We start from the raw sequence: 24,885 nt of genomic DNA, 5'->3' as shown, positions 1-24,885 counted from the left end.
TCGCCGGCAAGCCTGGCTCCTACAACTAAATCACCGCCGTATTTACAGATTGAGCAGCCTCGGCTGCTCTTTTGCTTTATGAGAGAACACCCATGACCGCCGCCAAAACCCGCATTCTAGAGCTGCGCGCTGAGCTGGATCAGCACAACTATCGCTACCACGTGATGGACGAGCCGAGCATTCCGGACGCCGAGTACGACCGGTTGTTCCATGAGCTCAAGGCCCTCGAAGCAGCCAACCCTGACCTCATCACCAGCGACTCGCCAACCCAGCGCGTCGGCAGCGCGGCGCTGTCGGCGTTCACCCAGGTGCGTCACGAAGTGCCGATGCTCAGCCTCGGCAACGCCTTCGAAGAAACCGACATGCGCGAGTTCGATCGTCGGGTGACTGAAGGCCTCGACCTGCCAGCCGGCGACTTGTTTGGCGGCGGGGCGGCGGTGGAGTACAGCTGCGAACCGAAGCTCGATGGCCTGGCGGTCAGCCTGCTTTATCTGGACGGTGTGCTGGTGCGCGGCGCAACGCGCGGTGACGGCACCACCGGTGAAGACATCAGTGTCAACGTACGCACCGTGCGTAATATTCCGCTCAAACTGCAAGGCACCGGCTGGCCGGCGACCCTGGAAGTACGCGGCGAAGTGTTCATGTCCAAGGCCGGTTTCGAACGTCTCAACGCCACGCAACTGGAAGTCGGCGGCAAGACCTTCGCCAACCCGCGCAATGCGGCGGCGGGCAGCTTGCGGCAGCTGGATTCGAAGATCACTGCCAACCGTCCGCTGGAATTCTGCTGCTACGGCATCGGCCAGGTTTCGGCGGAGATTGCCGACACTCACATCGGCAATCTGAAGCAGCTTCAGGCATGGGGCATGCCGATCAGTCGCGAGCTGAAACTCGCACACGGCATCAATGAATGCCTGGATTACTACCGCGACATCGGTGAGCGCCGCAACAGCCTGGCCTATGAAATCGACGGCGTGGTGTTCAAGGTCAACAGCATCGCCTCCCAGCGTGAATTGGGCTTTCGCGCCCGCGAACCGCGCTGGGCGATTGCCCATAAATTCCCGGCGATGGAAGAACTCACCGAATTGCTCGACGTGGAATTCCAGGTCGGGCGAACCGGTGCCGTAACGCCGGTGGCGCGCTTGAAACCGGTCAAGGTGGCGGGCGTCACCGTGGCCAACGCGACGCTGCACAACATGGACGAAGTGGCGCGTCTGGGGCTGATGATCGGCGACACCGTGATCATCCGCCGCGCGGGTGACGTGATTCCGCAGGTGGTGCAAGTGGTCATGGAGCGCCGCCCGGAAAACGCACGGCCAGTGCAGATTCCTGAACAGTGCCCGGTCTGCGGTTCGCATGTCGAACGCACGCAATTGGTCAAGCGCAGCAAGGGTCGCGAGACCATCAGCGAGGGCGCGGTGTATCGCTGTGTCGGTCGCCTGGCCTGCGGTGCGCAACTCAAGCAGGCGATCATTCACTTCGTTTCCCGTCGAGCGATGGACATCGAAGGTTTGGGCGAGAAGAGCGTCGAGCAGTTGGTGGACGAAGGCCTGGTGAGTTCGCCGGCCGATCTGTACGCCCTGACGTTCGAGCAAATCGTCGATCTCGAAGGCTTTGCCGAGCTGTCGAGCAAGAACCTGCTCAGCGCCATCGAAGACAGCAAAAAGCCGGGCCTGGCGCGCTTCATCTACGCCCTCGGCATTCCCGATGTCGGCGAAGAGACCGCCAAGGTGCTGGCACGCTCCCTCGGCTCGCTGGAGCGGGTTCAGCAGGCGTTGCCGCAAGTGCTCACGTACTTGCCGGATGTCGGCCTGGAAGTGGCTCACGAGATTCACAGCTTCTTCGAAGATGCGCATAACCAGCAGGTGATCGCCGATCTGCTCAAGCATGGCCTGCAGATTCAGGATCAGGGCGAGTTGGGCGCCGAGTTTGCGGCGAGCACCACGCTGGGCGGTTTCCTCGACAAGCTGCACATTCCTTCGGTCGGGCCGGGCGGGGCGCAGAAGCTGGCGGAAAGATTCGGTTCGCTGGAAGGTGTGTTTGCTGCTGACTGGCTGGACATGCGCCAGGCCTTGCCAGAGAAACAGGCCAATTCGGTTCGCGAGTTCTTTGCCGTCGCCGAAAATCGTCAGATCGCTGAAGCCGCTGAAAAGCAGCTGCGCGATTTCGGCATGCATTGGCAGAGCGAGAAGAAGGTCGTCGAAGGCTTGCCGCTGGCAGGGCAGACCTGGGTGCTGACCGGCTCGCTGGAATTGATGAGCCGCGATGTTGCCAAGGACAAACTGGAAAGCCTCGGCGCCAAAGTGGCCGGTTCGGTGTCGGCCAAGACCCATTGCGTGGTGGCCGGGCCGGGGGCTGGTTCGAAGTTGGCCAAGGCCAATGAGCTGGGGTTGAAGGTGCTGGATGAAGAGGCGTTTGTCGCGTTTTTGAGTGCACACGGTATTTCTGTGTGATGCCAATCGCGAGCAGGCTCGCTCCCACATTTGACCGCATTCCTACTGGAAGAACGCGGTTACCTGTAGGAGCGAGCCTGCTCGCGAAGGCGATATTCGCCATCACGCAAAATCCGGGAACGATCGACAACCAATCATGATCTAGTCTTGGCAAGCCCAGGGAGAGATCGCCATGCACCGCTTCTTCGAACAGCTCAGCTCACGCATCGCCGCGCCTTTCATTGGCGAAAGTTCGCGCAACAGCAAGGTCTGGCATTGTCGCTGCGGGCAGTCGCTGTTCTTTCGCAACAGTCAGTGCCTGGCCTGTTCGGCGGCCTTGGGTTATCAGCCTGAACAGAGTCGCTTATCGTCGTTACAGCCCGCTTCGCAAGCCGACACCTGGACTCTCGATGCCGACCCCGGCGCGGGTATCTTCCGGCGCTGCGCCAATCTCGACACCCCGGCCGCCTGCAACTGGCTGTTGCCGGCCAATGATCACGAAACCTTGTGCATCGCCTGTAACCTGAATCACACCATTCCTGATTTATCGCTTCCCGAGAATCACGACCGCTGGCGCAAGGTCGAAATCGCCAAGCGTCGTCTGGTCGCGCAACTGGTCAGCCTGGGTTTGCAGGTCATCCCCAAAACCGTGGACGAAGAGAGCGGGCTGGCCTTCGATTTCATTGGTGTCGACCTCGAAGGCAAGCCGCCGACCACGGGCCATGCCAACGGCCTGATCACCCTCGATATCAAAGAAGCCGACGACGCGCACCGCGAGCAGGTGCGGGTGCAGATGCACGAACCGTATCGCACGTTGCTCGGGCACTTCCGTCATGAGGTCGGGCATTATTATTGGGGCCGGCTGATCGCCAGCAGCCAGTGGCTGGAACCGTTTCGCGACGTGTTCGGCGACGAGCGCGCAAGTTACGCCGAGGCGCTCGACCGGCATTACCAGCAAGGCGCGCCGCTCGACTGGCAGCAACATTTCGTCAGCGCCTACGCCAGCATGCATCCCTGGGAAGACTGGGCCGAAACCTGGGCGCATTACCTGCACATGATGGACGCGGTGGACACCGCCCTCGGCTTCGGCATGAGTGCGCGGGAAATGGATTTCGACTACCAGCCATTTCCGTCCAGCACCCTCTATGATCCGCAGCATCCCGGCGGCGCGGCGTTCCTGTCATTCGTCAATGCGTGGATCGAACTCGCCGGCATGCTCAACGAACTGTCGCGCAGCATGGGCCAGCCGGATTTCTACCCGTTCGTATTGCCGCCGGCGGTGATTGCCAAGTTGCACTTCATTCATCTGGTGATCCAGCAGGAGGGCGGCAGGGCGGATGAAGTGGTGCAGGACCTGTAGGCGCCTGCGCTCTTTTCAGGACTGCGCATGTCCTTGAAGCCGCTCATATTTTTTAATCCGCCCGAACGGTTGTAACTTCGCCTCAGATAGGTACAATGGCGCGGCTCGCCGTCAGGTGAGCGTCGTTATGGTGACCCCATCGGTCCCCCCGCAACGATTACCCGTGAACCTGGTCAGATCCGGAAGGAAGCAGCCACAGCGGGAACATTGTGTGCCGGGGTGTGGCTGGTGGGGTTGCCTCCATAACGCACCGCGAGCCTTCTCTCGCGTTTTTCATCAAAAAATACCGTCTTGTTGCTCTGCCATGGATTTCGTCCAGGGCGGATTTTTCGTCGTTTCCGTTTTGAAAACAGGCGCAAATAAGGAGGCCGACCTGTCGAATCACGACAAGTCGGCCTCCTTTTTCATTTCTGCCACTAAGGCTTGGACATGGCCTGGTCAACCGCTGCAATCAGCTTTCCCAGATCCTTCGGGGTGGCTTTGTGGATGACTCCGAACAGGTACGCCCGCTGTTCATCCTCATCGCCCAAATCTGCGAAGAAGGCTTTCAGTTTCACCCCCAGCACGCCGGCAAGCAGGAACAGGGCTTCCACGCTGGGGGTGTAGGTGCCGGTTTCAAAACGGCTGATGGTTTTCGGGTCAAAACCGGTTTTTTCGCCGAGTTCAGCCTGAGTAAGCCCCGCGACCTTGCGGTAACGCCGAATGGCTGAACCCAAACTTGAAATTTGCATCGCTCAATTCCCATTTAGAATCAAGAACTTAACGATAGATTTTTGCATTAGACAACTGCATGATCCATCACCTTGCTTTGCAAAATGTGATGCATTTCGTAGAATTGCCTTCTCCAAAGGGTATTTTGTGACCTGTTTGCGTAAGTTTGGCTGATGCGAAAGAGCCAGTACGGTGCTCCCTTGAACAATATGTGGAGTGCCGAAGCCTCCCTGAAGCCTTGCAAAATGTTATCGAAATCGTTGTTGCTGCCCTTTGTCCGGGGTCTTTGAGCCTAGTTGATCTTCGGCGGCCAAAGGGCCATCAATCGCTGTTCCTGGAGTGATCACGTGGCTCTGCGCAGTACGAATCAAAACATCTCTTCCGGGCATTTTGCGCTGGTCGAGCGGTACCACCGCTAGCGACAGTGAGCCTGACTCATGGATGAGAAATACCGCAGGGCCGTGGACGCCGCCGCGATCTTTTCCGAGACCGATCTGACCGGCCGGATTACCTACGTCAACGATCAGTTCTGCGCCGTCTCCGGTTACAGCCGCGAAGAACTGCTCGGGCAGAACCATCGCCTGCTCAATTCCGGCCTGCACTCCGCTGATTTCTTCGCCGGCATGTGGCGCACCATTGCGCTGGGCAATGTCTGGAAGGGCGAGATCTGCAATCGCGCCAAGAATGGCAGCCTGTATTGGGTCGAAAGTACGTTGGTGCCGCTGCTGGATGACGCCACCGGGCGGATTCATCGTTACCTGGCGATCCGTTTCGACATCAGCGAAAAGCGCCAACTGCTGCATTCCCTGCAATGGCGGGTCGGCCATGACGTGCTGACCGGGCTGCCCAATCGCGCGTTTCTCTCGGACCTGCTGGATCAGGCGCTGGCGTTCTCGCGTGAGGAAAACATCCCGCTGGCGGTATGCATGCTCGACCTCGACGGCTTCAAGGCAGTCAACGACGGCTACGGGCATGCCAGTGGCGATCTGTTGCTGGTGGAGGTGGCCAAGCGTTTGCGCGACATTGTTCGCGGCGAGGATGTGGTGGCGCGGCTGGCCGGTGACGAGTTCGTGCTGGTGTTGCGCTACGTGCGTGATGTGCCGGAGCTGCGCGCGGCACTGAACCGTGTGCTGGGTGCGATTTCGGCGCCGTACCAGCTGCGGGGCAAGACCCTGAATGTATTTGCCAGCATCGGCGTCACCCTGTTCCCCGATGACAATCAAGATGCCGAAACTTTGCTGCGTCACGCCGATCAGGCGATGTACGTGGCCAAGCAGAGCGGGCGCAATCGCTTTCATTTATTCGACGTGTTCCGGGATCGAGAGGTCAAGGCCACTCACCAGACCGTCGAACGGGTTCGGCAGGCGTTGGCCGCCGGCGAGCTGCGTGTGCATTTCCAGCCAAAAGTGAACATGCGTCGCGGTATCGTCGTCGGCTTCGAGGCGCTCTTGCGTTGGGAGCATCCGCAAAATGGCATGGTGCCGGCCCGAGAGTTTTTGCCGATGGTGGAGGAGACGGACCTGATCATCGATATCGGTGAATGGGTGATGGATCAGGTGTTGATGCAGTTGGACCGTTGGCAGCAAGCGGGGCAGGGCTGGCCGATCAGCGTCAACATCGCCGCCCGGCATTTCCAGCGAGCGGATTTCGTCGACCGGCTCAGGCAGGTGCTCGCCCGGCATGCCCGGGTCGCGCCGCAGATGCTCGATCTGGAAATCGTCGAGTCGGTGGCGATAGAAAACATCCAGCATGTCAGCGCCTGTCTGCAGGCCTGTCAGGCGCTCGGCGTGCAGTTTTCACTGGGCGACTTCGGCACCGGTTATTCGTCCTTGAACTACCTCAAGCGCTTGCGCACCCAGACCATCAAGATCGACAGGTCGTTTATCCGCGACATTCTGCATGACCGCGACGACCTGGCCCTCACCACCGCAGTGATTGGCCTGGCCCGCGCGTTTGGCCGACAAGTGATCGCCGAAGGGCTGGAAAGTATCGAGCACGGCGAGCTGTTGATGCAGTTGGGGTGCGACGTTGCCCAGGGTTACTTCATCGCCCGGCCGATGCCGGCGGTTGATGTGCCGGGTTGGGTCGAAGGTTTTGTCGCGCCGGCGCAATGGCGAGCGCTCGATCAAACAGCCTGAGGCTATCAGACCTATGAAGATCAAATGTGGGAGCGAGCCTGCTCGCGATGACGGTGTGTCTATCACGCAAGTGCTGGCTGAAAGTACGCAATCGCGAGCAGGCTCACTCCCACAGGTTCAGGGTTTGCCGACATAGAGGCGGATAATGTCATCGATTTCCCCGGACATTTTCATCCTCAGCAACGTGCGCAGGATGCGTTGCACGGGCACTTTCGGGTCATTGCGCACGTAACAACCGACACTCTGCACTTGCAGCACCGCAACGCCTTGCAGTTGCTGCTCAGGTAGCAGACGCTGATTGAACCAGTCCAGTGTCCATTGATTGCTCACGGCGTAGCGATAGCGTCCGGCCATGAGTTTTTCCAGGACCTGTTCCTGATTGCGCGCGTCCTCGCGAAGCAGGCGCCCGGCGTCGAACAGCGGTTGCAGGGTGGGGTAACTGTAGCCGAGCACTGTGCCGATGGATTGTTGCGGCAAATTCGCTGGATCGATTGAGGTCTGCAACTCGTGCCGGCTGATCAGCACGTCCGGCTGGGTCCAGAGCGGAATGCTCCAGATGTAGTCCCCGGACTGGTTTGGCGACCACGTTTGCGCGGCGTAGCAGCGGACATCGATCTCGCCGTGCTCCATGGCATTTTGCACTCGGGCCCGCGGCAGTACGTGAAACTCGGCCGGAACGCCAACCTGGGTCGCGAGGCTGACCATCACGTCATGCAGGATGCCCTGGGTCGGCTGGCCTTGATAAAGCTGCACCATCGGCATCGCCCAACTGTCGGGCACCACGAAGCGCAGCGGCGCGCTGGCAGCCATGACGTTCAGACTCATCAACAGCAGTGCCCCCAAGGCCAGCCGCATAAACGCTCCGCTATCGATGAAAATCGAGCCGATAAAAATCACCGCAAGTGCAGCTTAGCCAGATTAGACGAGCGCGCCGGATGCAATTTTGGCCTTGCTCCGCTAGCATTAGCCGCTTCTGCTTCCCAGTGGCGATGGTTTTCGATGAGTTATCAGGTTCTTGCACGTAAATGGCGTCCGCGCTCGTTCCGCGAAATGGTCGGCCAGACCCATGTGCTCAAGGCTCTGATCAATGCCTTGGACAGCCAGCGGCTGCACCACGCTTACCTCTTTACGGGCACGCGCGGGGTCGGCAAGACCACCATCGCGCGGATCATCGCCAAATGCCTGAACTGTGAAACGGGTATCACTTCGACGCCGTGTGGCGAGTGTTCGGTGTGCCGCGAGATCGATGAAGGCCGTTTCGTCGACCTGATCGAGATCGACGCCGCGAGCCGGACCAAGGTCGAGGACACCCGCGAGCTGCTCGACAACGTGCAGTACGCCCCGAGCCGCGGTCGCTTCAAGGTCTACCTGATCGACGAAGTGCACATGCTCTCCAGCCATTCCTTTAATGCGCTGTTGAAAACCCTCGAAGAGCCGCCGCCCTATGTCAAGTTCATCCTGGCGACCACCGACCCGCAGAAACTTCCTGCAACGATTCTTTCGCGGTGCCTGCAGTTCTCGCTGAAGAACATGACCCCTGAACGGGTGGTCGAGCATTTGACCCACGTACTGGGCGTCGAAAACGTACCGTTCGAAGACGACGCGCTGTGGCTGCTGGGCCGTGCCGCCGACGGTTCGATGCGCGATGCCATGAGCCTGACCGACCAGGCGATTGCTTTCGGTGAAGGTCGGGTCATGGCCGCCGATGTGCGGGCCATGCTCGGCACGCTCGATCACGGTCAGGTCTATGACGTTCTGCACTCGCTGATCGAAGGCGACGCCAAGGCGTTGCTCGAGGCCGTCCGCCATCTGGCGGAACAAGGCCCGGACTGGAACGGCGTGCTCTCGGAAATTCTCAACGTACTGCACCGTGTCGCCATCGCCCAGGCCTTGCCTGAAGGCGTCGACAACGGTCACGGCGACCGTGATCGGGTGCTGGCGCTGGCCCAGGCCTTGCCGGCCGAAGACGTGCAGTTTTATTACCAGATGGGCCTGATCGGCCGCCGCGATTTACCGCTGGCGCCGGACCCGCGCGGCGGCTTCGAAATGGTCTTGTTGCGGATGCTCGCGTTCCGCCCGGCAGACACCGCGGATGCGCCGAGGCAACCGCTAAAGCCAGTGGGGATCAGCCAGGCCACAGTTGATTCCGCAAACTCAGTGGCTGCCGCGCCGGTTGTTGCGCCGGTAGTCGCTGCGGCAGTTGCACCGGTTGTTGCCGCGCCGATCGCGCCGGTGGTTGCTCCCGAGCCTGAGCCGGTTGCAGCCGTTGTCGTGCCGGAACCGGTCATCGTGCCGGAGCCCGTTGTTGCGCCGGTAGCGGTCGAAGCCGTCGTCGACCTGCCGTGGAATGATCCGGTCGAACCCGAAGTCGTCCAGCAGCCAGCCGTCGAGCCGGTGCTGGAAACCGCCGCTGAACAACCCGAATTGCCCCCGATGCCGTTGCCGACGCCTGACAGCGTTGTGCCAGACGCGCCGGAATGGGCCGCTGCGCCGATCCCGGAACCTTCCGTGGCCGACGTCGACGCCGCGACACGGGGCATCGACTCCGACGACGAGCCGCCGCTGGACGAGGACTACATCGAACCGGACATGGATTCGGCGTACAGCTACCTCGACGAACTGGCGAGTGAACATGCCGCCGAGCCCGCGCCGGAACCCGAACCTGAGCCGGCCGCGATGCCCGCCACCGGTCTGGCCCTGCAATGGCTGGAACTGTTCCCGAAACTGCCGATTTCCGGCATGACCGGCAGCATCGCCGCCAACTGCACGCTGATCTCCGTGGAAGGTGACCATTGGCTGATGCACCTGGACCCGGCCCATAGCGCCTTGTTCAACGCGACCCAGCAACGTCGTCTCAACGATGCGCTGAACCAGTTTCACGGGCGCACGCTGACCCTGAGCATGGAGCTGATCAAGCCCGAGCAGGAGACCCCGGCCCAGGCTGCATCCCGGCGCCGTGCCAACCGTCAGCGCGAGGCGGAAGAGTCGATCCACGGTGATCCGTTCATCCAGCAAATGATGCAGCAGTTCGGTGCGGTGGTCCGTAACGATACTATTGAACCTGTCGAAGCCCTGGTCAGTCAGGGCTAATAACTGAAGGCGTTCGGCCGAAAGGGCCGGGCGCTGTTTTTATCCAAGTACTTTGAGGTGATTCCCATGATGAAAGGTGGCATGGCCGGCCTGATGAAGCAGGCGCAGCAGATGCAGGAAAAAATGGCCAAGATGCAGGAAGAGCTGGCCAACGCCGAAGTCACCGGCAAGGCGGGTGGCGATATGGTCACCGTGGTGATGACCGGTCGTCACGACGTCAAGCGCGTGACCATCGATCCGAGCCTGGTCGAAGGCCTGAGTGAAGACGACAAAGAGATGCTGGAGGCCGTATTCGCCGCCGCCGTCAACGACGCCGTGCGCAAGATCGAAGCCAACAGCCAGGACAAAATGTCCGGCATGACCGCTGGCATGCAACTGCCACCGGGGATGAAGCTGCCGTTCTGATTCGCCAAAGCGCGTCGGATGAGCTACAAAAAAATGCCAGGCATTGCGCCTGGCATTTTTGTTTCTGTCTGTTGGTCATGCGGCGCCTGATACGCTGCCTTCGCGGGCAAGCCTCGCTCCTACAAGTGCTATGCAATACCTGTAGGAGCGAGGCTTGCCCGCGAAGAGGTCGACTCGGTCTCAAGGTAGAAACATCGAACACCCGACCGCCACAAAGGTCTGCTTCCCTATACCGCCAAATTCATCGATCAAAGGAGACGCTCACATGCCACAAGCATTGACCCTCAACCAACGTATCGTCCTGGCGTCCCGCCCGGTGGGCGCACCGACGCCGGAGAATTTTCGCCTGGAACGGGAAGCGCTGCCGGACCTGGCGGATGGCCAGATATTGCTCAAAACCCTGTACCTGTCGCTGGACCCCTACATGCGCGGCCGAATGAGTGACGCGCCGTCCTATGCGGCGCCGGTGGCCATCGACGAAGTGATGACCGGTGGCGCCGTCAGCCGTGTCGAGCGCTCGCTGAATCCGAAATTTCAGCAAGGTGACCTGGTCGTCGGCGCTACCGGCTGGCAGAGCCACAGCATCAGCGACGGTCGCAATATCATTCCGGTGCCGTCCGGGCTGCCGAGCCCGTCGATGGCGCTGGGTGTGCTCGGCATGCCGGGCATGACTGCCTACATGGGCTTGATGGACATCGGCCAGCCAGCCTCCCGAGAAACCCTTGTGGTCGCGGCGGCGTCCGGTGCGGTGGGCTCAGTGGTCGGGCAAGTGGCGAAGATCAAAGGCCTGCGTGTGGTCGGGGTGGCCGGTGGCGCGGACAAGTGCCGCTATGTGGTGGATGAGTTGGGTTTCGACGCCTGCATCGACCACAAGAGTCCCGACTTCGCCGGTGAGCTGGCTCAGGCGTGTCCCCAGGGCATCGACATTTATTACGAGAACGTCGGCGGCAAGGTATTCGACGCGGTGGTGCCGTTGCTCAACCCCAAGGCGCGGATTCCACTGTGCGGCCTGATCGCTTCCTACAACGCCAGCGAGGCGCCGACCGGCCCGGATCGCCTGCCGCAGTTGCAGCGCACCTTGCTGACCAAGCGTGTGCGGATTCAGGGCTTCATCGTGTTCGACGACTACGGTGATCGTCAGCCGGAATTCGTCAGCGCCATGGCGCCGTGGGTGCGCGACGGCAAGGTGAAATTCCGCGAAGATGTGGTCGAGGGTCTTGAGAATGCACCCGAGGCGTTCATCGGCCTGCTGGAGGGACGCAACTTCGGCAAACTGGTGGTGCGCGTCGCGCAGGACTGAGTATTTGACGCTAAAGAGAGGCGCGGGTATAAACCGCGTCTCGTTGTTTTGTCGGACGTTTCCCCATGAGCTTCAGCCCTTTGATTCGCCAACTGATCGATGCCCTGCGAATTTTGCCAGGTGTGGGTCAGAAAACTGCCCAACGCATGGCGTTGCAGCTGCTCGAGCGTGATCGCAGCGGTGGCTCGCGACTGGCCCTGGCACTCAGCCAGGCGATGGAAGGGGTGGGGCATTGCCGGTTGTGCCGCACGCTGACCGAAGACGACCTGTGCCCGCAATGCGCCGATAACCGCCGCGACGACACCTTGCTGTGCGTGGTGGAAGGGCCGATGGACGTCTACGCGGTGGAGCAGACCGGTTTCCGCGGTCGTTACTTTGTGCTCAAGGGCCACCTGTCGCCGCTCGACGGGCTGGGGCCGGAAGCCATCGGGATTCCGCAATTGCTGGCGCGGATCGAAGAGGCAGGCACTTTTACCGAAGTCATTCTTGCGACCAACCCGACGGTCGAGGGTGAAGCCACGGCGCACTACATCGCCCAGTTGCTCAGCCACAAAGGCCTGATCGCCTCGCGCATTGCCCACGGCGTGCCGTTGGGTGGCGAGCTGGAACTGGTGGATGGCGGGACGTTGGCGCATTCGTTTGCGGGGCGTAAGCCGATCGCTTTGTAATTTTCGGTGTTTGGGCTGATGCCTTCGCGGGCAAGCCTCGCTCCTACAGGGGCTATGCAAAACCTGTAGGAGCGAGGCTTGCCCGCGAAGGGAGCGCCTCGGTCCATCTGATTCACACAATCCTGTTGAAAACCAAGCAAGCGCTCGGTTAACGTCGCTGAACCCTTCCATGGAGTTCGCCGATGCCTGCCTTCCAGGAATACTTCGACCCCAGCCACCAATTGGTCCGCGACAGCGTCAGACGTTTCGTCGAGCGCGAGATTCTTCCGGACATCGACCAGTGGGAAGAAGCCGAAAGCTTTCCCCGCGAACTCTACCTCAAGGCCGGTGCAGCGGGGATCCTGGGCATTGGTTATCCCGAAGCCCTGGGTGGCAGCCATGAAGGTGATCTGTTCGCCAAGATCGCCGCCAGCGAAGAGTTGATGCGCTGCGGCTCTGGCGGTCTGGTCGCCGGGTTGGGTTCGCTGGACATCGGCCTGCCGCCCATTCTCAAATGGGCCAGGCCGGAAGTTCGCGATCGCATCGTGCCGGCCGTGCTGGCTGGCGAGAAGATCAGTGCCCTGGCGGTCACCGAGCCCAGCGGTGGTTCCGACGTGGCCAACCTGCAAACCCGCGCCGTGCGTGACGGCGACGTCTACCGGGTCAGCGGCAGCAAAACCTTTATCACCAGTGGCGTGCGTGCGGATTACTACACCGTCGCGGTGCGCACCGGTGCGCCCGGTTTCGGTGGCATCAGCCTGCTGCTGATCGAGAAGGGCACGCCAGGGTTCACCGTAGGCCGTCAGTTGAAGAAAATGGGCTGGTGGGCGTCGGACACCGCTGAATTGTTCTTCGACGATTGCCGCGTACCTGTAGGCCATCTGATCGGCGCGGAGAACATGGGCTTCGCTTGCATCATGGGCAACTTCCAGAGCGAACGCCTGGCGTTGGCGCTGATGGCCAACATGACCGCGCAACTGGCGCTGGAGGAAAGCCTGAAATGGGCCCGACAGCGTGAAGCGTTCGGCAAGCCCATCGGCAAGTTTCAGGTGCTCAAGCATCGCCTCGCCGAAATGGCCACGGCGCTGGAAGTGTCACGGGAGTTCACTTACCGCCAGGCGGCGAAAATGGCGGCGGGGCAGAGTGTGATCAAGGAGATTTCCATGGCGAAGAATTTCGCGACGGACACGGCGGATCGGATTACCACGGATGCGGTGCAGATTCTTGGCGGTCTCGGCTACATGCGCGAAAGTCTGGTGGAGCGGCTGTACCGCGACAACCGGATCCTGTCGATTGGCGGCGGGACGCGGGAAGTGATGAACGAGATTATCAGTAAGCAGATGGGGCTTTGAGTGTTGTGGTGTTGCGGCTGACGCCTTCGCGGGCAAGCCTCGCTCCTACAAGGGGTCGCATTATCCTGTAGGAGCGAGGCTTGCCCGCGAAGAGGCCTTTGTAGACGCCGCTTATTTATCGCTCAGGGCAAACTGCGTCAGGCAAAACGTCGGAATCCCCATGTCTTCCAGGCGTTGTGACCCACCCAACTCCGGCAGATCAATAATCGCCGCCGCTTCATGCACCCGCGCGCCCATGCGTCGAATCAGGTTCGCCGCCGCAATCAGCGTGCCGCCGGTGGCGATCAAATCATCGAACATCACCACCGAGTCGCCTTCACACAAGCTGTCGGCGTGGACTTCGAGGAAGGCTTCGCCGTACTCGGTCGCATAACCTTCGGCCAGCACATCCGCCGGCAGTTTGCCTTGCTTGCGGAACAGCACCAGCGGCTTGTTCAACTGATAGGCCAGCACCGAACCGATCAGGAAACCACGGGCATCCATGGCGCCGATGTGGGTGAAATCAGCCTCGACATAACGGTGGGCAAAGCTGTCCATCACCAGGCGCAGAGCCGTGGGCGACTGGAACAGCGGGGTGATGTCGCGAAAAATGACGCCCGGTTTCGGGAAGTCGATCACCGGGCGGATCAGGGATTTGATGTCGAAGGAGTCGAAGACCATTGTCTAGGTGTCCTGGCAGGCTGCAAACGTCGCAGTATAACGGCGGCTGAACCGTTTCGCTCAGCCGCCGTGGTCGTAATCAGCCTTCGATCGAACCGCCGGCGAGGGCGCAGAGCTGGATCGGGTCGAGGATGTGGATTTCCTTGCCTTCGGCGGCGATCAGCTCGTTCTGCTGGAAGCGCGTAAACACCCGCGACACGGTTTCCACCGCCAGGCCCAGGTAGTTGCCGATTTCATTGCGCGACATGCTCAGGCGAAACTGATTGGCCGAGAAGCCGCGAGCGCGGAAGCGTGCCGACAGGTTGACCAGGAAGGTGGCGATGCGCTCGTCAGCGGTTTTTTTCGACAGCAGCAACATCATCTGTTGATCGTCGCGGATTTCACGGCTCATCACGCGCATCAACTGACGGCGCAGTTGTGGCAGTTGCAGCGCCAGTTCGTCGAGGCGTTCGAACGGAATTTCGCAAACCGAGGTGGTTTCCAGCGCCTGCGCCGAGACCGGATGCTTTTCGGTGTCCATGCCCGACAGGCCAACCAGCTCGCTCGGCAGATGGAAACCGGTGAGTTGTTCTTCACCGCCATCGCTGAGACTGAAGGTTTTCAGGGCGCCAGAACGTACTGCATAAACGGAGTCGAAAACGTCGCCCTGACGGAACAGGAACTCGCCCTTCTTCAGTGGGCGGCCACGTTTAACGATTTCGTCCAGCGCATCCATGTCTTCCAGATTCAGAGAAAGTGGCAAGCAGAGGGGAGCCAGGCTGCAGTCCTTGCAATGGGCCTGGTTATGAGCGCGCAGTTTTACTGGCTCGGACATTTCTTAAATCCTTGTGGGAAAGCACACATAAGACGTAAGGGTACCTCACCGGAAGACGTTCAGGCCAGCGCTGTGCCGATTTGTCACGCCATGGTAAAGCGTCGCTATCGGTGGCCGATAAACTGGCATCAACCCATGCGCAGGTACTCGTTTCATGGCCACCATCGGCGTGCTCAACCCCGGCAACAGTGGTGTGCAAACACTGCATGAGCCCGCAAACGGCCTGGCCGGCGAAGACTCGGCAATCGCCATTGGCCCGGGCACTTCGCCCGTGGCTGAAGGCATCAAAGTCTCATTGTCTGGCGCTGGTTTGACCAAGGCTGCCAGTTCCCACGGTGACAACAAGGACATTGAAGAAAGCGGGTTGCCGGAAAACATTCAACAGATCCTGAAAATGATTCGCCGAATACAGAAGCAGATCGCCGAGAAAGTCGCGCTCATGCAAGCGGTAATGGCAGACAAGCGACTTTCTGCTGAAGAACGAAGGGCCAAGCTCGGCGCGCTGCAAGCGACCATCACCACCCTCAATGGCGGGCTGATCACGGCCAATATGGTGCTGTCCAAAGCCATCTCGCAGGCGAGCCTGAGCCCTGAGCAAGTGCTGAAGACGACTTCCCTGCTGTTGGAACGTTAGATGACCCGCGAAAACCGCTGGCGATTCTGTTGCTCCAGGTACGCGTCGAACACCATGCACACCGAACGCACCAGCAACCGTCCGGCCGGCAATACGGTGATCCGTTCATTGTTCAGTTCGATCAGTCCGTCTTCGGCCATGCGTTGCAGTTGCGGCCACAATTCGCCGAAGTAACCGCGAAAATCGATGTTGAAAGCCTTCTCGATATCAGCGAACTCCAGGTTGAAACTGCAAATCAATTGTTGAATCACCGCTCGCCGCAGACGGTCATCGGCATTGCACAGCAGGCCGCGATTGGTGGCCAGTTGTGCTGAGGCCAAGGCGTTCTGGTACTGATTCAGGTCGCTGCTGTTCTGGCAGTACAAGTCGCCAATCTGGCTGATGGCCGAGACGCCGAGGCCGATCAGGTCGCAATGGCCGTGAGTGGTGTAGCCCTGGAAGTTGCGTTGCAGGGTTGATTCTTCCTGAGCAATTGCCAGCTCATCGTCGGGCAGGGCGAAGTGATCCATGCCGATGTAACGGTAGCCGGCGGCGGTCAGTTGTTCGATGGTGCGCTGGAGCATTTCCAGCTTCTGTGCCGGCGTCGGCAATTCGTCGCTGTTGATTCGCCGTTGTGGCAGGAAGCGCTCCGGCAAGTGCGCGTAGTTGAACACCGACAGGCGGTCCGGTTGCAGGTTGATCACTTCGTCGACCGTGCGGGCGAAGTTCTCCGGTGTCTGCCTTGGCAAACCGTAGATCAGGTCGATGTTGATCGAGCGAAATTGCAGCGTCCGTGCGGCGTCGATCACCGCCCGGGTTTCTTCCAGGCTTTGCAGGCGATTCACCGCGCGTTGCACGGCCGGGTCGAGGTCTTGCAGGCCGATGCTGACCCGGTTGAAACCCAGTTCGCGCAGCAGGCCCATGGTCGACCAATCGGCTTCGCGCGGGTCGATCTCGATGCCGTAGTCGCCGGAATCGTCCTCCAGCAAATTGAAGCTTTTACGCAACTGGGCCATCAGTTGACGCAGTTCGTCATGGCTGAGAAAGGTCGGTGTGCCGCCACCGAAATGCAATTGCTCGACCTTCTGCGCCGGGTCGAGATGGCAGGCGATCAGCTGGATTTCCTGCTCCAGGCGCTGCAAGTAGGGCAGGGCGCGGCCGCGATCCTTGGTGATGACTTTGTTGCAGGCGCAGTAGTAGCAGATGTTCGCGCAGAACGGCACGTGCACATACAGCGACAAAGGACGCAGGGCCTTGCGACTTTCGCGCAGCGCATGGAACAGGTCGAAGGTGCCGACATGACCATCGAACTGCACGGCGGTCGGGTAGGAGGTGTAACGCGGTCCCGCCAGGTCATAACGGCGGATCAGATCGGTATCCCAACGAATGGCGTCGAGCATCATGCGGGCATTCCCCCGGATAGGCTGGCAGTGTCGGCAAGTCTATGGGGTGCGGCGTTGGGGCATCTTGATTTGCATCAACGGTCAGGATTTGTGTTGTTGGTGCAGGCCTCTTCGCGGGCAAGCCTCGCTCCTACGTTGAATTACATTCCCCTGTAGGAGCGAGCGGTGCGACGATTCGACTTGCCCGCGAAGGCCGCGCCGCCGATTCAGTGCCCCATAAGCCAATGCTGATGCGGCCCCGGCAAGGTCCAGATGCCAAACAGCATCACCAGCAAGCCGCCCGTCATCCGTACGTACCGTTTGCGCAACAGCGCCGTGACCCGCTCGGCCGCCAGCCCCGTGGCGAGCAGCACCGGCCAGGTGCCCAGCCCGAATGCGAGCATCAGCAATGCACTGTCCAGCGCATTGCCCTGGCTCGCCGACCACAGCAACGTGCTGTAAACCAGCCCGCACGGCAGCCAGCCCCAGAGCGCGCCGAGCAACAAGGCTCGCGGCAGGCTCGACACTGGCAACAGCTTGTTCGCGACGGGCTGAATATGCCGCCACAGACCGCGACCGAGGCTTTCGATGCGGGTCAGGCCGCTCCACCAGCCGGCGAGATAAAGCCCCATGGCGATCAGCAGCAATCCGGCGAGGATACGCATGAACATCGCCGCCGGACTGTTCGCCACCGCCCAACCCGCCAGGCCGATCAGCAAGCCGGCCGCTGCGTAACTGAGAATTCGCCCGAGGTTGTAGGCCAGCAGCAATCGAAACCGGCGGCTGCGCTGTTCCTTGGGAATCGCCAGGGTCAACGCGCCCATCAAGCCGCCGCACATGCCCAGGCAATGCCCGCCGCCGAGCAGGCCCAGAATGACCGCCGACACCAGCAGGGGCGCCAGCTCAAACATGCGGGGGCGCCTTGTCGTCCGGTTTGGCCGGATGGCCGCTGGCCTCGTCGACCGCTGCGGTGTGGTTCGGGTCCTGGTCGTCGAACAGGATGCTGTGGGCCGGGCCGTCGAGGTCGTCGTACTGACCGCTGTCGACCGCCCAGAAGAAGATGTAGACCGCGATGGCGACGATCAGCAGTGCGGCCGGGATCATCACGTAGAGAGCTGGCATGGTGAGGCTCCATGCCCGCGCGGCTCAGGCCGGCAGCGGGCGGGTTTCTGGCGTGGCGCTGGCGGCCGGCGTGCTCGGCAGGCGAGTCAGGCGCAGGGCGTTCAGCACCACGGTCAACGAACTGATGGACATGCCGACCGCCGCCCACACCGGCGTGATCCAGCCGAGGGCGGCGAACGGCAACATGAGGCCATTGTACAGCCCGGCCCACAACAGGTTCTCGATGATGACCCGACGGGTGCGCCGAGCGAGGCTGAAGGCTTGCACCAGCGCGTCCAGGCGGTTGGACAACAGCACCGCATCCGCACTGGTTTTCGCCAGATCGGTGGCCGAACCCATGGCGACGCTGATGTCGGCGGCGGCCAGCACCGGCACGTCATTCACGCCGTCACCGAGCATCAACACCTTGCGTCCTTCTTTGTGCAACTGTTGCAGGACCTGCAATTTGTCGTCCGGACGCAAACCGCCACGGGCCTCGTCGATGCCCAGTTCGGCGGCGACGCTTGCGACCATCGGCGAGCTGTCACCCGACAGCAGCAACGTGCGCCAGCCGCGCGCCCGGCAGGCTTCCAGCAACGCGGGTGCATCGGCGCGCAAACGGTCGTCGAGGACGAACCATGCCAGCGGTCCGGCATTGTCGCCGAGCAGCAGCCATTGGCCGGCTTCATCCGGCATCAACGGGATGGCAGCGCCACTGAGTTCGCAGACAAAACCCGGTTGGCCGATGCGCAGGCGTTGCTTACCGACCACGCCTTCCAGGCCCAGCCCCGGCGTGCTGTGGACTTCTTCGGCGGCCAGTGGCGCGCGACCAAACGCACGGGCGATCGGGTGTTCGGAACGGTTTTCGAGGGCGGCGGCGAGGCCCAGGCATTGATCGCTGTCGAGCGCGCCGAGCGGGCGGATCGAGCGCAGCGCCAGGCGCCCTTCGGTGAGGGTGCCGGTCTTGTCGAAAATAACCGTGTCGATCTGGTTCAGGCCTTCCAGCACATGGCCGCGGGTCAACAACAAACCCAACTTGTGCAGCGTACCGGTGGCGGCAGTGAGCGCGGTCGGTGTGGCGAGGGACAAGGCGCAGGGGCAGGTCGCGACGAGCATCGCCAGGACAATCCAGAAGGCGCGCGATGAGTCCAGCTCCCACCACAGCAGACCAATGCAAGCGGATGCGATCAGCGTCAGCAGCAGGAACCATTGCGCGGCGTGGTCGGCGATCTCCGCCAGTCGTGGCTTCTCGGCCTGGGCGCGGTCCAGCAGGCGGACGATGGCAGACAGCCGGGTGTCCTGGCCGAGGGCGAGGACTTCCACGGTCAGCGCGCCTTCGACGTTCAGGGTGCCGGCGGTGACGGCGTCACCAAGCGTGCGCGGCTGTGGCAGGTATTCGCCAGTCAGCAGGGATTCGTCGATGCTCGACTGGCCGTCGAGGATCTTGCCGTCGGCCGGCAGGATCGCACCGGGATGCACCAGAACCTGATCGCCGACGCGCAGTTCGCTGAGCAGGATCCGCTCGCTCTGGCCGTCGGCGCTCAGGCGCAAACACGAGGCGGGCAGCAGATTGACCAGCTGTGCGGTGGCGGCGGCGGTGCGTTCGCGGGCGCGACGCTCCAGATAACGCCCGGCCAGCAGGAACAGCGCAAACATGCCGACGGCATCGAAATACAATTCGCCGACCCCGGTGATCGAAGTCCAGATCCCGGCGATGTAGGCACTGCCAATCGCCAGCGACACCGAAACGTCCATGGTCAGGTGGCGGGTACGCAAATCACGCATCGCCCCTTTGAAGAATGGCGCACAGCTGTAGAACACGATCGGCGTGGTGAGGAACAGCGCGACCCAGCGCAAGATGGTGTGCAGCTCCGGGCTGAGGTCGATGTTGAATTCCGGCCAGGTGGCCATGGTCGCCATCATCGCCTGGAACCACAGCAGCCCGGCAACCCCGAGTTGGCGCAGGGCCAGGCGGTTTTCGCTGGCCAGTTGTTCGCTGGCGCGGTCGGCCTGATAGGGATGGGCGGCGTAACCGATGTGGCGTAACTCGCTGAGCACCTGGCTCAGCGGCAATTGCGCATCGGCCCAGCGTACGTGCAGGCGATGGTTGGACAGGTTGAGGCGCGCTTCGGCCACCGCCGGCAAACCGCGCAGGTGTTTCTCGATCAGCCAGCCACATGCCGCGCAACTGATGCCTTCCATCAGCAGCGTGGTTTCGGCGAGTTCGCCATCGTGGCGCACGAAGGGTTTTTGCACGTCGGCGCGATCGTACAGCGCCAGTTCATCCACCAACTGCACCGGCAACGCTTCGGGGTTGGCCGAGGCTTCGCTGCGGTGCTGGTAATAGCTTTCCAGCCCACCGGCGACAATCGCTTCGGCCACCGCCTGACAACCCGGGCAGCAGAACTCGCGGGTTTCACCGAGGACGGCCGCGGTGAAGCGGCTGCCGGCCGGGACGGGCAGGGCGCAGTGGTAGCAGGGGGTTGGGGTGGTCATGATGTTGGATCTATGTCGTCTGGAAGGGCCTCATCGCGAGCAGGCTCGCTCCCACAGGGTTTTGTGAACGCCACAAATCTAATGTGGGAGCGAGCCTGCTCGCGATGCGCGAAGCGCTGGTTGTTACTTTTTCAGGTCTTCGGCGCCCTGCAGCGGTTCGTCACCCAGCAGCAGATCCTTGTCATGGCTGACCAGCTCTTCTTCGAACATACGCCAGATGTGGTCGTCCTGAGTACCCAGCAATTCGACAAAACGACGACCTTCAACCTTGTCGCTCAACTGGCCGATGTAGCGGCCCTGTTCGGTTTCGCTTTGGGCGAGGGTGATCTTGCGATCCTTCTCCGGCTGGGTCGGCGAGATCAGGTTCAGTTCGAGGGTTTTCGGTTGGCTGTTGCCGCTCAGGCGCAGGTCGACTTCGCCGGTCACGTCATCCAGGTGCACGCTGGCGCGCAGGAGCAGGGTTTGCGCCAGCAACTCACGGTCGAGGGAGCGGTTGATGCCTTTGCCGGCCTCGTAGTAGTTGTCGTTGACCAGGTTATCCGGGTTGTTCACCGCGATGGTCACCATGGACAAGGTCAAGGTCACCGAACAGGCGAGGATGGCAATGATGATCCACGGCCAAAGATGCTTGTACCAGGGACTTGCGGCGTTTGCTGCGGGCATGATCACTTCTCTTAACGAATTTGTGGGCCGATGAACCGGCTCTTGGCTTCAACGTGGATGCTCTCGTCATCGGCATCCTTGAGGATGAATTTCACCTCGTTAGTGCTCGATGGCAGTTTTTCCGGCGCGATGGACAGTTCCACCGGCTGGCTGAAAATTTCGCCGGCGGCGACCTTGATCTCGCGTTTGCCTTGCAGCTTGAGATCCGGCAGGCCGGCGGCTTCCAGCACGTAGGTGTGGTCGCGCTGATCCTTGTTCATGATCTTCAGGCTGTAGACGTTTTCAATCCGGCCTTCGGCGTTCTCGCGGTACAGCACGCGGTCTTTGCTGACGTCGAAACCGACCAGCGAACGCATGAAGAACGCCGTCGCCAGCAACGCCATCATCGCCAGCAATACAGCGGCGTAGCCGATCAGGCGCGGGCGCAGTTTATGGGTTTTTTGCCCGGACAGGTTGTGCTCGGTGGTGTAGCTGATCAGGCCGCGCGGGTAATCCATCTTGTCCATGATGCTGTCGCAGGCATCGATGCACGCAGCACAACCGATGCATTCGATTTGCAGGCCGTCGCGGATGTCGATGCCGGTCGGGCAGACCTGGACGCACATGGTGCAGTCGATGCAATCGCCCAGGCCCTGAGCCTTGTAGTCGATGCCTTTCTTGCGCGGCCCGCGGCTTTCACCGCGACGCGGATCGTAGGAAACGATCAGCGTGTCCTTGTCGAACATCACGCTCTGGAAGCGCGCATACGGACACATGTAAATGCACACCTGCTCGCGCAACCAGCCGGCGTTGCCGTAAGTGGCGAGGGTGAAGAACCCGACCCAGAAATACGACCAGCCATCCGCTTCGCCAGTGAAGAATTCGATGGTCAGTTCGCGGATCGGCGAGAAGTAACCGACGAAGGTCATGCCGGTTGCGAAGCCGATCAGCAGCCACATCGAGTGCTTGCTGAATTTACGCAGGAACTTGTTGGCGCTCATCGGCGCCTTGTCGAGCTTGATGCGCTGATTGCGATCGCCTTCGGTGACCTTCTCGCACCACATGAAAATCCACGTCCAGACGCTCTGCGGGCAGGTATAACCGCACCAGACACGACCGGCGTACACGGTAATGAAGAACAGGCCGAACGCGCTGACAATCAGAATGCCCGAGAGCAGGATGAAATCCTGCGGCCAGAACGTTGCGCCAAAAATAAAGAACTTACGCTCCGGCAGGTTCCACCAGACGGCTTGATGACCGCCCCAGTTCAGCCAGACCGTGCCGAAATACAACAGAAACAAAAACGCGCCGCCCATCATCCGCAGGTTACGGAACAGGCCAGTGAAGGCGCGGGTGTAGATCTTTTCTCGAGAGGCGTAGAGGTCGACGCTGTTGTTCGCGTTCTTGGCAGGCGGGGTAACGTCGTGTACCGGAATCTGGTTGCTCATCAGTTGCATCCCACGGCAGTGGAAAAATGCCTCGGTCAGTACATGCCGACCGCGGTCAAAAAGGGGTGTTGCAGTGGCGCAATGATACGCCTGTAGCTCTAGATCAAGGGTGCGACCTTTGGTCACGTTGGTGGAAACCAACTGACGGTGTAATGACTTGAATCAATTGACTGGTGAAATTATGGACGGTTTTGCGGGTGCCGACGTTCAATCGGCCCATGGATTGATCAGTGCAACGCCGCTGGATTGAAAGTCGCCGATATTGCGAGTGACCACCGTCAGACCATGCACCAGGGCAGTCGCTGCAATCAGCGCGTCGCTTTCGTTAGTGCTGTCTGGAACATGCAAGCCGGCACAGCGTAGGGCCACGGCGGCGTCGACGGGCAAGATTCTGGCATCAAAGGCTGGCATGACATGTCGCTTAAGCCAGGTACGCAATACCTTCCCCTGCGCGGGGTCACGACGCTCCATTCGCAGAACCCCGGTCTCCAGCTCCTTTAGGGTAATGGCCGAAATAAACATTCGTGGGGCGATGACGCTTTTGGCCCAGGCGACGACGTTTGCATCCGCCCGGGGTTTGCGCAATTCAGAAATTACATTGGTGTCGAGCAGAAACATCAGGACAGGTCCACGGGTCGATGAATGATCACGGCGCGCTCGGTTTCGAACTCGATGTCTGCCGCTTCCGGCATCACCAATAGATCGACAATGCTGGCGTTGCTGCCGGTGAGATTTTGGTAGTCCTCAATGCTTAGCAGTACATGGGCCGGCTTGCCACGGTCGGTGATGATAACCGGTCCCTGGCGCGTGGCTTTTTTGGCACTACTTGTGTCCTGATTGAATTCGCGGCTCGAGATAGTGGTGATGGCCATCATGGTTGGCCTCCTGAAAGCGGTAATGTAGAAACGTTACTACTTGATCCTCTGCTTCGGCAACCTGAATCCATGGAGAAGGTCGTACCGTTCGTCGTTTCAGTGACGAAGGTTGGCTGCCAGTGCCGAGGTCACTCACTTTGTTCTCAATGTGGCTGGTAATGCGTAGATATTGATAGATATCAGTTTTTATTGATGTGGCGATTGCATTGAAAGTTTGGCGGAGTATGTGGGTAAGTTGGTCGAGTTGGTTTTATAGTTGGTGTTCACAATTATATATATGTTGTTTATTGTTGTTCTGGTGAGTGTTGTTGTAGTTTGCTCTTCGCAGATGTGTTTTAAATGGATTTTGTGTGAGTGCGCTCACTATTAAATATTAGGGAAAGGGACAAGATGGAATTAAGCAAAGGATGGCAGTTGTTGGTGTTGTTGGTGTTGCTGGTAGGTGTGTGGGTAGTTCCTGTTGTGTCGTCGGCGCAAACGCCACGGCATATTGTGTTCGCTTCGGACCCGCAGTTTCCCTGGACCGATAACACTGACGCCCGGTTGCCGGAGTCCGATTCGCAGAAGCGGGAGCGCTCCCGGTGGCTGATCGAAACGCAGTACGACAGTATTGCCGACTTCAGGCGGCAACAGGGTGGGAGCGCGGCGGTTCCCGTGATGATCAATGGCGATATGACCGCCTTCGGTCATGCGGATGAGCGTTCCTATGTCCAGCAGACGCTGGATGCGAAACTTCAAGGGGATTATGACTACGGGTTGGGTAATCATGACTATCAAAATAACGTGGATGATTGTTTTCTGAATAATTGCGCCGCTGGAAGCATTGAAAATTTGAAGGAGCGCTATTGGGGGAAAGTCGGCAGTATGGATCTGGCGGCGCGGGCTTCATGGCCGAGCACCACTTATTACGGCAGTCTCGCGTACTCCAGGGATTATGGCGATGTGCACTTGGTGCAGTTACATAACGAGCCAACTTACTCGGTGACCTTCTCTTCGGGGACTTTTTTCAGCCCGACGGTTTTTGAAATTACCCCGGCTCTCGATTGGCTTGAACGTGACCTTCAGCAGGCACGCGCGCAGGGGAAAATCATTCTGCTGAACATGCATAAACCCAATGATTTTATGGGTGACTGGAGTCAGGAAAAACGGTTCAGGGATATGATCGAAAAGTATGAAGTGACTGCAATATTCGCCGGTCATCTTCATGGGCATGGCGGCACCATCTGGTACACGAACGGTGTGCCCGGTTTCATCAGCGGCAGTGCATCCCAGCAGACCTATCTGATCGCCAGTTTTTCCGAGGATCGCAAAAACCTGCACGTCTATGCGGTCGACAACAACCAGTGGCAAAAACGTGAGCTGATAGCGACAGTGCCGGTGACATGAATTCAGGCCCGTCGCCCATAAAAAAGGCCCCGCCAG

The 24,885-nt window shown here is 60.3% G+C and carries 22 protein-coding genes and 1 other RNA gene; 11 read left to right on the top strand and 12 right to left on the bottom strand.

Going from position 1 to position 24,885, the window contains the following annotated elements; genetic code table 11:
- Positions 1 to 92: 92 nt before the first annotated feature.
- The 3 genes from ligA (at position 93) to ffs (ending at position 4,023) form a co-directional block, all read left to right on the top strand.
- Positions 93 to 2,450 (top strand): NAD-dependent DNA ligase LigA, encoded by a 2,358-nt coding sequence (gene ligA / locus KGB27_RS17310; RefSeq protein ID WP_223555465.1) that lies wholly within the window; start codon positions 93 to 95, stop codon positions 2,448 to 2,450.
- A 172-nt stretch (positions 2,451 to 2,622) separates the two neighbouring features.
- Positions 2,623 to 3,789, top strand: a complete 1,167-nt coding sequence (locus tag KGB27_RS17305; RefSeq protein WP_223555462.1) for a putative zinc-binding metallopeptidase — start codon at positions 2,623 to 2,625, stop codon at positions 3,787 to 3,789.
- A gap of 137 nt (positions 3,790 to 3,926) precedes the next feature.
- An RNA gene (gene ffs / locus KGB27_RS17300) (signal recognition particle sRNA small type) lies at positions 3,927 to 4,023 on the top strand.
- Positions 4,024 to 4,205: 182 nt separating this feature from the next.
- Here ffs and KGB27_RS17295 read toward each other — a convergent pair.
- Positions 4,206 to 4,520, bottom strand: a complete 315-nt coding sequence (locus KGB27_RS17295) for a helix-turn-helix domain-containing protein (protein WP_008028568.1) — start codon at positions 4,518 to 4,520, stop codon at positions 4,206 to 4,208.
- A gap of 417 nt (positions 4,521 to 4,937) precedes the next feature.
- On the opposite strand from KGB27_RS17295, the gene KGB27_RS17290 reads away from it, so the two are divergent.
- The gene (locus tag KGB27_RS17290) at positions 4,938 to 6,638 is read left to right on the top strand and encodes a putative bifunctional diguanylate cyclase/phosphodiesterase (protein WP_223555459.1); all 1,701 of its coding nucleotides are present in this window, start codon (positions 4,938 to 4,940) and stop codon (positions 6,636 to 6,638) included.
- Positions 6,639 to 6,755: 117 nt separating this feature from the next.
- Here KGB27_RS17290 and KGB27_RS17285 read toward each other — a convergent pair whose 3' ends face one another.
- On the bottom strand, positions 6,756 to 7,493 hold the full coding sequence (locus KGB27_RS17285) for a substrate-binding periplasmic protein (protein WP_192226253.1): 738 nt from the start codon (positions 7,491 to 7,493) through the stop codon (positions 6,756 to 6,758).
- 144 nt (positions 7,494 to 7,637) lie between these two features.
- On the opposite strand from KGB27_RS17285, the gene dnaX reads away from it, so the two are divergent.
- The 5 genes from dnaX to KGB27_RS17260 all read left to right on the top strand — a co-directional run bounded on the left by dnaX (position 7,638) and on the right by KGB27_RS17260 (position 13,432).
- Entirely contained in the window at positions 7,638 to 9,728 is a 2,091-nt protein-coding gene (gene dnaX / locus KGB27_RS17280; RefSeq protein ID WP_207285056.1) for a DNA polymerase III subunit gamma/tau, read from the top strand.
- 66 nt (positions 9,729 to 9,794) lie between these two features.
- Entirely contained in the window at positions 9,795 to 10,133 is a 339-nt protein-coding gene (locus KGB27_RS17275; protein WP_008028561.1) for a YbaB/EbfC family nucleoid-associated protein, read from the top strand.
- 265 nt (positions 10,134 to 10,398) lie between these two features.
- On the top strand, positions 10,399 to 11,433 hold the full coding sequence (locus tag KGB27_RS17270; protein ID WP_223555457.1) for an NADP-dependent oxidoreductase: 1,035 nt from the start codon (positions 10,399 to 10,401) through the stop codon (positions 11,431 to 11,433).
- 65 nt (positions 11,434 to 11,498) lie between these two features.
- Complete coding sequence (gene recR / locus KGB27_RS17265; protein ID WP_223555455.1) at positions 11,499 to 12,101, top strand: recombination mediator RecR; 603 nt, start codon at positions 11,499 to 11,501, stop codon at positions 12,099 to 12,101.
- Positions 12,102 to 12,283: 182 nt separating this feature from the next.
- On the top strand, positions 12,284 to 13,432 hold the full coding sequence (locus KGB27_RS17260; RefSeq protein ID WP_223555453.1) for an acyl-CoA dehydrogenase family protein: 1,149 nt from the start codon (positions 12,284 to 12,286) through the stop codon (positions 13,430 to 13,432).
- Between the two features lie 111 nt (positions 13,433 to 13,543).
- Here KGB27_RS17260 and KGB27_RS17255 read toward each other — a convergent pair whose 3' ends face one another.
- Together KGB27_RS17255 and fnr are read right to left on the bottom strand one after the other, a co-directional pair.
- Positions 13,544 to 14,092 (bottom strand): adenine phosphoribosyltransferase, encoded by a 549-nt coding sequence (locus KGB27_RS17255; protein ID WP_008057870.1) that lies wholly within the window; start codon positions 14,090 to 14,092, stop codon positions 13,544 to 13,546.
- 79 nt (positions 14,093 to 14,171) lie between these two features.
- Entirely contained in the window at positions 14,172 to 14,906 is a 735-nt protein-coding gene (fnr, locus tag KGB27_RS17250; protein ID WP_008028550.1) for a fumarate/nitrate reduction transcriptional regulator Fnr, read from the bottom strand.
- A gap of 154 nt (positions 14,907 to 15,060) precedes the next feature.
- Between fnr and KGB27_RS17245 the strand changes: the two genes are divergently transcribed.
- A complete protein-coding gene (locus KGB27_RS17245; RefSeq protein ID WP_223555451.1) occupies positions 15,061 to 15,540 on the top strand; it encodes a hypothetical protein in 480 nt (159 codons plus the stop codon).
- On the opposite strand, the gene hemN is transcribed toward KGB27_RS17245, so the two are convergent.
- From hemN to KGB27_RS17205, 8 genes are all read right to left on the bottom strand, one after another.
- Positions 15,537 to 16,919 (bottom strand): oxygen-independent coproporphyrinogen III oxidase, encoded by a 1,383-nt coding sequence (gene hemN, locus KGB27_RS17240; protein WP_223555467.1) that lies wholly within the window; start codon positions 16,917 to 16,919, stop codon positions 15,537 to 15,539. The genes KGB27_RS17245 and hemN overlap by 4 nt on opposite strands.
- Positions 16,920 to 17,128: 209 nt before the next feature.
- Positions 17,129 to 17,812, bottom strand: a complete 684-nt coding sequence (locus KGB27_RS17235) for a sulfite exporter TauE/SafE family protein (protein ID WP_008028545.1) — start codon at positions 17,810 to 17,812, stop codon at positions 17,129 to 17,131.
- Positions 17,805 to 18,023, bottom strand: a complete 219-nt coding sequence (gene ccoS / locus KGB27_RS17230) for a cbb3-type cytochrome oxidase assembly protein CcoS (protein ID WP_008028543.1) — start codon at positions 18,021 to 18,023, stop codon at positions 17,805 to 17,807. The genes KGB27_RS17235 and ccoS overlap by 8 nt, the downstream gene beginning before the upstream one ends.
- 24 nt (positions 18,024 to 18,047) lie before the next feature.
- Positions 18,048 to 20,498 carry a heavy metal translocating P-type ATPase gene (locus tag KGB27_RS17225; protein WP_223555449.1) on the bottom strand — a complete coding sequence of 817 codons (2,451 nt, stop codon included), beginning with the start codon at positions 20,496 to 20,498 and terminating at the stop codon, positions 18,048 to 18,050.
- A 123-nt stretch (positions 20,499 to 20,621) separates the two neighbouring features.
- Entirely contained in the window at positions 20,622 to 21,161 is a 540-nt protein-coding gene (locus KGB27_RS17220; RefSeq protein ID WP_008028539.1) for a FixH family protein, read from the bottom strand.
- Between the two features lie 11 nt (positions 21,162 to 21,172).
- Positions 21,173 to 22,588, bottom strand: a complete 1,416-nt coding sequence (gene ccoG / locus KGB27_RS17215) for a cytochrome c oxidase accessory protein CcoG (RefSeq protein ID WP_207285061.1) — start codon at positions 22,586 to 22,588, stop codon at positions 21,173 to 21,175.
- Between the two features lie 207 nt (positions 22,589 to 22,795).
- On the bottom strand, positions 22,796 to 23,206 hold the full coding sequence (locus tag KGB27_RS17210) for a type II toxin-antitoxin system VapC family toxin (RefSeq protein ID WP_192226265.1): 411 nt from the start codon (positions 23,204 to 23,206) through the stop codon (positions 22,796 to 22,798).
- The gene (locus tag KGB27_RS17205; RefSeq protein WP_192226576.1) at positions 23,206 to 23,460 is read right to left on the bottom strand and encodes a type II toxin-antitoxin system Phd/YefM family antitoxin; all 255 of its coding nucleotides are present in this window, start codon (positions 23,458 to 23,460) and stop codon (positions 23,206 to 23,208) included. The genes KGB27_RS17210 and KGB27_RS17205 overlap by 1 nt, the downstream gene beginning before the upstream one ends.
- A 393-nt stretch (positions 23,461 to 23,853) precedes the next feature.
- On the opposite strand from KGB27_RS17205, the gene KGB27_RS17200 reads away from it, so the two are divergent.
- The gene (locus KGB27_RS17200) at positions 23,854 to 24,849 is read left to right on the top strand and encodes a metallophosphoesterase family protein (RefSeq protein ID WP_223555446.1); all 996 of its coding nucleotides are present in this window, start codon (positions 23,854 to 23,856) and stop codon (positions 24,847 to 24,849) included.
- Positions 24,850 to 24,885 lie beyond the last annotated feature (36 nt).

Origin of the sequence: Pseudomonas sp. BF-R-01, from assembly GCF_019946615.1 — a bacterium.
Lineage (GTDB): Bacteria > Pseudomonadota > Gammaproteobacteria > Pseudomonadales > Pseudomonadaceae > Aquipseudomonas > Aquipseudomonas migulae.
This window is presented reverse-complemented; position numbering and strand designations above follow the sequence as displayed.